At 36.4% G+C, this 5,171-nt stretch carries 3 protein-coding genes and 1 pseudogene; all 4 read right to left on the reverse strand.

The features are described from left to right. Nucleotides 1-253 precede the first annotated feature (253 nt). The gene (locus FHL06_RS11935) at nt 254-2,026 is read right to left on the reverse strand and encodes an oleate hydratase (protein ID WP_153386812.1); all 1,773 of its coding nucleotides are present in this window, start codon (nt 2,024-2,026) and stop codon (nt 254-256) included. A 722-nt stretch (nt 2,027-2,748) separates the two neighbouring features. Further along, the gene (locus FHL06_RS11940; RefSeq protein ID WP_105316387.1) at nt 2,749-3,684 is read right to left on the reverse strand and encodes a replication initiation protein; all 936 of its coding nucleotides are present in this window, start codon (nt 3,682-3,684) and stop codon (nt 2,749-2,751) included. Nucleotides 3,685-4,438: 754 nt separating this feature from the next. Then, nucleotides 4,439-4,618 (reverse strand): hypothetical protein, encoded by a 180-nt coding sequence (locus FHL06_RS11945; RefSeq protein WP_153386813.1) that lies wholly within the window; start codon nt 4,616-4,618, stop codon nt 4,439-4,441. A 353-nt stretch (nt 4,619-4,971) separates the two neighbouring features. Then, a pseudogene (locus FHL06_RS11950) lies at nt 4,972-5,171 on the reverse strand (tyrosine-type recombinase/integrase); the annotation flags it as partial.

Consider the following 5,171-nt stretch of genomic DNA (forward strand, 5'->3'; position numbering starts at 1 on the left):
AAACTTTGAGAATTTTCGACTACGTATCCTGGTTGAATTAAAGAATAGCTATGTCAGTTTGAATTTTCACAGCGCACTAAAAAAAGCTGCCCGCTCCATTCAGGAACAAGCAGCTTAACTAAGCTAGACCAAATACTTTTCAAGTTTAATAATTTATTTCATCAGTACCACTTGATAAAGAACCAAAAAATCCCTCGCTAATTAAGAGTGGTTCTAATTATCACGAGAGATCGTGCTTAAATGTGGAAAGTTGTTAAATTAGTTTTGCATTTTCAAGTAGTTCTCCGAGCCAAGTCCCTTTAACTTTCTTGAGACCTTGATGCTCAATAAAACCAGGAATTGGCAGTTCGCTGTCAGTTAATTTTTGTTTGTCGTTCAAATAATACATTGATTTGAGAAGCTCGCGGATATCGTAGATGGAGTTGAAAACTTCAGGTACGCCGCGTTCAACATTTAACAAAGTATACACTGACTCCATGGCTGTCCTAATGGAATATTCTGTCGTAAAAACTGTGTCACGTGTCGGAGATTCAGCAAAGTTGCCAATGAAGGCCAAATTCTTTGAACCTGTTGGAACAATATCTGGACGGTCTCCTTTAACTCGCGGCATAAAATATGAAGTGATAAATGGCATATAAACAGGGTTAGTGTTGATTGAGTCTTGTTGAGCAAGTTTACTGATTAAGGCTTCTGGAACACCCAGGTGGTAAAGCCATTCCTCCGTGATCTCTTCACCAGTGCAATCTTCAATGTTTTTCTTGATATAGTTTCCTTGTGTATTGGAATACAAGCCATAGATCCATACGATAGTCTCATTTTCATTTTGCGATTTAAAATGCGGTTGCCGGTGAACGCAAAAGCTCATCATCCAATTCGAATCTTTGATCGTGATGATCCCGCCGGTATTGACTTTACCATCATGAAGGTCTCGTTTTGTTAAACGTTCAATGTAGGGTTCCACTGCAGGGTTTTTGACAGTAGCAGTTGCTGAAATGTACCAAGACTTCTTTGGAAGATTCTTGTAAAAGACTTTCGGATGACCGAAATCAGCAGATTGTTCTGCTAAGTTTTCCCACAATTCCCAACTTGGACCAGGTTTTGATGTTGTTGGTGCAGGAGTATGGTGATCACCGTAAGTTGAACTTTCCGTAATAGAACCGTTTGTAACAAAGACGATATCATTATCAGTTAATTGAATTTCTTGTGGAGTATCATCAACGGTCAGTAATAATTTTTGCGCATGTTTTTCACCATTGTTAGTATTGACGATCACATTGTTAACGATTGTATTAAATTGAAAATCCACGCCATGTTTTTCAAGATAATTTACGAGCGGTAAAGTCATTGATTCATACTGATTATATTTGTTGAACTTTAAAGCGGTAAAATCAGGTAGACCATCAATGTGATGAATAAAACGCATGCAGTAACGACGCATTTCAACAACTGAATGCCATTTTTCGAAAGCAAACATGGTCGACCAATAATACCAAAAATTGCTGGTAAAGAATTCATCCGAAAAGTATTCTTCGATGGTTTTTTTGCCCAAACTATCTTCAGGTGTCATGATTAGTTTGACGATTTCTTTAGAAGTTTTACCTAAGGTATACTGCCCATCATCTGGAACTTCATTACCACGTGAATGAATCATGCGACAATTCGAGGAATTGGGGTCATCTTTATCCAACCAGTAGTATTCATCGAGGTATGAAGCACCTGGAATCTCTAATGAAGGAATCGAGCTATACATATCCCACATACATTCAAAGTGGTTTTCCATTTCACGGCCTCCGCGAGTAACAAATCCAATGACAGGTTTCTTTGTGCCGTCTAAAGAACCGCCTGCAACTGGTAATTCTTCTAAGATGTGGATGTGCTTACCTGGCATTTGTGCGTCACGAACAAGGAAAACGCCAGCTGCTAAACCCGCTAAACCGCCGCCAACGATATAGGCAGATTTTTGGTCGACGCCTTTAGGTTTACGTGCATGTACTAGAGCTTCGTAGTTTCCATTTGAATGATACATATAAAATGCTCCTTTCTATTATCACTATTCAAAATCCATTATAGCTTTATATTGTATATTTTTCACGTAAAGCTCCTGCGAAAGTATTAATTTAGGAAAAACTAAATTTTAGGAATAAAACATCCGTCTGGATCTGAGAAAAAATACAAAGGTATAAGCTAATTTAGACTAATAATGGTATAACTGAGCTTAGTGGTTTTGAATTGAGGATGGAAATTAGAGCAGCAATTGATCAGTAATAAGAGTTATGACAATAAAAAAACAGAACATAAAAACTACTTTCTGTGTCCTGTTTTTTTATTTTAGAAAAATTATTTAATGTTCGATTAACCATGAACTTAGCAAGTTAATGTATTCATCGTGGTGTTCAACAAACGGCATATGGCGACTGTTTTGGAATAACTTCTATTGAGCATTGGACAAATGATCATACATAGTTTTAGCAATTAATGGCGTACATAAGTCATAAGTTAAAAACGACAATAACACCAATCGACAAGCAAAGCTTAAACTTGGTTGTCGATTGGTGTTATTGTCGTTTTTTAAACTAGGTATCAATCTTCAAGCTAAACTATAATTGATTTGGTTCTGGTTGTTGCCACCAATGAATGTTGCTTTAACAGTAAATATCCCGAATTAACAACAACTAAAGTTTGCATCTAGTTTTTTCCCTAATGGCTTGTTTTGATACACCAAATTCGTCAGCAAGTTCTCTAATAGTTTTAGGCATGATTTCCAAACCCCTTTCGGAGTTCAGCAAGTGCTTCTTGTCTTGCTTGATCTCTTATTTTTTTATCGTGCTCGGCCTGTTTATCAGCCAATGCTTGTTTCTCAGTAGAGCCTAAAGTTAACCCCTTAACCTTGTCAATGGCGCGCCATTTTTCCTGCTCTGTTAATTCACCATTATGCTGAATATTAAAAAGCTTTTGACGCTCATCTTGTAATTGGCCTTGTGAGAAATCATTGGCATCTTTCTTTTCGGGTTTCCAGGTAAATGAATAGCCAATCACTGGTTTCCCACGCCCTTTACCATATTTTTTTCTAACCGTTAATCCTCTAAACAAAGGAGTTAATTCTTCTTTAATGGGTTTTATAACAAATTTATCGACGTTAGAGGGACTATTCCAGTAACTTTTGGGCATATCTAGTAATTCAAAAAAGTCTTCTTTAGAAAAATAAGCATATCCAGTGGTTCTGAACTGTTTTAGTAACCGAAACATTGTTTTTGCGTAACTACTTTTTAAATCTCTAAACTCTGCCAACGCATAACGAACCCAACTTTCTAAATCGTTTAGTAAGTGTAAGGCTTTAGGATAAACTCGGATATCAACGTAAGGTATTTCAGCTTCGCCTTTAATTTCAAATTCGGTAAACATAACAAAAAATTCTCGATTTAAGCCGCTTTTACTTCGTCTACCAAAATGTAATCCCATCATTTTTTCATAAGTTCTCTGAATGTCATCTTCAAAACGGTTATTTGCAGTAGGTTTATAAGCACTTAACTCTTTTAATTGATCAAAAGTAAAACGAACTGTCTGATCTCCCTTATCACGCATACGAGAAATAATCGAAAAAAATAAATTCATTTCAACTGGAGTAAATTTTCGAAGTGGAATGGTATTTAACTCTGGATCATATTTAATAATTTCATTTCCCATGCTGTACCTCCTAATGATTACAAATTAATTTTAGATTATGTTTATCAAGTAGTCAACTTTATAACTCTACTTGATAAACAGACAAAACCTACTTGATAAACAGACAAAACCTACTTGATAAACAGACAAAACCTACTTGATAAACAGACAAAACCTACTTGATAAACTTCTGTGAGCCTTGGGAGAGTAAGGTTCAAGAGGGGTCTAAAAGAGGTTTAAAAGAGGTTTATAAAAGAGGTATATAAGAGGCACCACTGTACGAGATCCAAACCTAAAACAAAAAAACACAAAGGAGTGAGCCAAAACCAGCTCACATTAAACTCCAGTCGCTATGCTCCTTGCGCCTCACGCTGTTCGTTGCCTAAAAAGGTGTGGCAAGCCACATTTATACGGGCGCTGACGCCCCGCACCCCGTCCAAGCTGAACCAGCTTGACCGTTTTTCACTCGCCGTTAGGCAGGAAAGCAAAGTTTTTGTAGAAACTTTGGCTTTCGCCAATTCAGTGTTAAGACCGGTTTAGAGCTGTCAATTCCTTATGCTCCCACGCTTTGCTCGTCCGCTACCATTGACAGCAAACAGTCAGTTTTTCTGAATCTTAACAAGAATTTAGCTGCTATGTTCGTTTTTAAGGGTCTTATTTTTCGTTTCTAGCGATTTTAAGACCGTTCATATACATTTATATCAAAGCAAAAACAAAAAGCCCTCAGCAGGCTTTTAGAGGGCTAAATAACGAAGCCAGGACGATTAATAATATCTTATTGTCTTTTTTGCAAAACATAAGTGTATAAGGAATCATACAAGTTCCTTTTGATCTCATCAGGTTCATTGACAGAAGCTTCAAACAATTCTTGAATATCAACTTGCCAAGGATCAGCAAGCATTTCATCAATGGGTTTTAATACTTTCTTTTCGTCCAGCTTAATTACTCCTAACATTAAAATAATGATTTCAGTTTAGATACGCAGTTCTTACAGTTAGCTATTCAAATTTTGTTGCCAGGCTTATGAAGATTCTCTGCACAAAGCAATTAAAAAAATTTGGTTGAAAGCAGCGGGATATACAACAATTTTTAGCATTTAAAGCATAACAAAATCAGTTAAGTGTAAGCATAAATTAAATTAAGAATACATTCCATTTAACAACGGCAAAAATTGATTTTATGGTTATAATAAGACCGAGTTAAACAAGGTCAATGCGCACTTATACATAGAATTTATTCTATGTTGTGCTAGACCCATTAGAGACCTGTATCAGAAGTCGCCGTTGGTGACAACAAAATCAAACTAATTTACCCAAAATCAATTTGGTTCAACATGTTTTCTGTACTTGCTTGATCCAAGCCTAAATAAGCTAAAGTCATGGCTTCACTTGAATGATTTAGTAAGTGCATGACTAGGCCAATATTGTAATTGGATTGCGTATAAACGCGATAAGCCCCAGTTTTGCGCATCGTATGAGTACCTAGATAATTAATTCCTAATAGATCGC

The organism is Companilactobacillus halodurans (genome assembly GCF_009600985.1).
Classification (GTDB): Bacteria; Bacillota; Bacilli; order Lactobacillales; family Lactobacillaceae; genus Companilactobacillus; species Companilactobacillus halodurans.